Genomic DNA, 2,172 nt, shown 5'->3' with positions numbered 1-2,172 from the left:
ATGATTATTAATATACCCATATGGGTATATTTTCAAGTGGTTATTCTAATTTTGTGATTTTTTAATAACTATTATTAATAAAATTGACTTGATAAAAATGGTAACAAAAAACCATAATTGTTTATTTATCTTATGAAAAGCTGCTTTTGAAACCCAACGCTTCCAAATGTAAAAAGAACGTTTTTACAAGACATTCACTTAATATGCATTTGCTTTTGATTGGATTGTTAAAGCTACCGAGCATTTTGATTTGTTTGATACGTTTAATAGCCATAACAAGCGTTTATAGGCTCTGTAATTCAAATGAGTGATTAAAGATCATACGCACATTTACGTTTCTTTTGATAAGTTTTCATATCTCTCATAGAGCGCTTGCAATATGATACGTTTTGTATATATGCATTCATTACTCCATTGTGGATGATTCATTTTAATCAATAAAAAACGCTATTTGAAAGCCGCGTCATATCATTTGGCACGGCTTTTTTTATTTTACTCTCTCTTTTATGAGATGTTTATAGCAATGCATTTTATATGCGTTTATAACCATAAAGAAGGCACGTCCCCCATGTCTCTTTTTATTCTGTTTGATCAGTTATATTGACAACATTATCCCTTTCATACACCTCACATTTTTTTGGAACCAACCTTACTTTGCTTTTTTTATTGATTTTTGCATTGCCATAAACACGCCCCCAGATCGTTGCGCAATATGAGATTTTAGCATTGCCATAAACAGAGCCATAAATCTCACAAGAGCCACTCACACAAGCATTTCCATAAACCTTGCCATAAATTTTAGCACGACCATTAATAACAGCATAATTATAAACTTTTGCATGGCTATAAATGCAAGCAGAGCCACAAACCTTGGCATGACCATAGACGCGTGCATAACTAAAAACCGTAGCATCATAAGAAACATGCGCATGATCATAAATATGAGCATCAGCAAGAATGCGGGCACTACCATTCACATGAGCATTACCATAAATATTGCCATAAACATGAGCATTGCCATAGACAAAAGCATGGTCATAAACTTTAGCATATTGAGAGATAAAAGCTTTTCCATAGACCTCAGCATTGCCATAAACTTGACCACAGACTTGAGAAAAATGGCGTATTTTTGCATTGTCATACACTCTTGCATGACCATAGACACAAGCCTCATCATACACCCAGCAATTACCATCATGGGATAGGTTAACTTCCTTTTCAATAAAGCCGCCTAAAGACCCCGCCTGTACATCATCGAAATCTTTTAAAGCTTTAATGCGATAAAGGTTTATAATATTTCGAGTAAGAGCATGTTTGATTTTTTTGATTTCACTGGTTAATTCGTATTTTTTGCACATAGAAGACCCTCACAATCTAATGTGATAAACAGTTGATAAAATTTGAAATGGGAAAATTTGAAAGAGGGGCGCCCCCGCCACGCCTGTACTTTCATTTACACTGCTTTATTGATTAGACCCAGACAATCTCTAATTCACCATAAGGAGAGAGACGTTCAGTATAGGTTTTTATTTTAGTAGACCCGCCGACATTTTCACGAATAACAGCAATGCCATGAATATTGGCATTTTCATAAACATGCACGTTATTTGCTATACGAGCATTTTCATAAACCCTAGCATTGTCATAAACATAGGCATTATCATAAATAATATCCTTGCCATACACATGTGCATTACCATAAACATGGGAATTATCAGAAATAACAGCATTGCCATAAACATGGGCATTATCATAAACATAGCCAGCAATGATAGCATTGTCATAAACCCGCGCATGACCATAGATATGACCACAAGTGACAGCATTGCCAAAAACTCTTGCATTTTCATAAACGTGACCATTTTTAAACACAAGAGCCTCATCATACACCCAGCAATTGCCATCATGAGAGAGGTTATCTTCCTTTTCAATAAAGCCACCCAAGGCACCAGCCTTAACATCAGCAAAGTCTTTTAATGCTTTAATGCGATAAAGGGTATGATTATTAATTACACGCGTTTCATTTGTGAGTGCAAACTTCTTTTGCATGAGCACAATTCCTTTATAGAGATTTAAATTTTTAAATGAGATGTTTAAAGGAGGGCGCCCCCGCCGCGCCCGCGCGTGTCATTTACGCAGCATCACTTTCATATTCGCTGTCATTATCATCGC

General features: G+C 35.7%; 2 protein-coding genes. Both read right to left on the bottom strand.

Going from position 1 to position 2,172, the window contains the following annotated elements; genetic code table 11:
* Positions 1 to 578 precede the first annotated feature (578 nt).
* Complete coding sequence (locus PVV63_RS10110) at positions 579 to 1,358, bottom strand: hypothetical protein (protein ID WP_273791741.1); 780 nt, start codon at positions 1,356 to 1,358, stop codon at positions 579 to 581.
* A 112-nt stretch (positions 1,359 to 1,470) separates the two neighbouring features.
* Positions 1,471 to 2,049: a hypothetical protein gene (locus PVV63_RS10105; protein ID WP_273791740.1), complete on the bottom strand. Its 579-nt coding sequence runs from the start codon at positions 2,047 to 2,049 to the stop codon at positions 1,471 to 1,473.
* Positions 2,050 to 2,172 lie beyond the last annotated feature (123 nt).

The organism is Bartonella sp. CM31XJBT (assembly GCF_028618555.1).
Taxonomy (GTDB): domain Bacteria; phylum Pseudomonadota; class Alphaproteobacteria; order Rhizobiales; family Rhizobiaceae; genus Bartonella.
The sequence above is the reverse complement of the archived record's forward strand: the minus strand, read 5'-3'. Positions and strand labels throughout refer to the sequence as shown.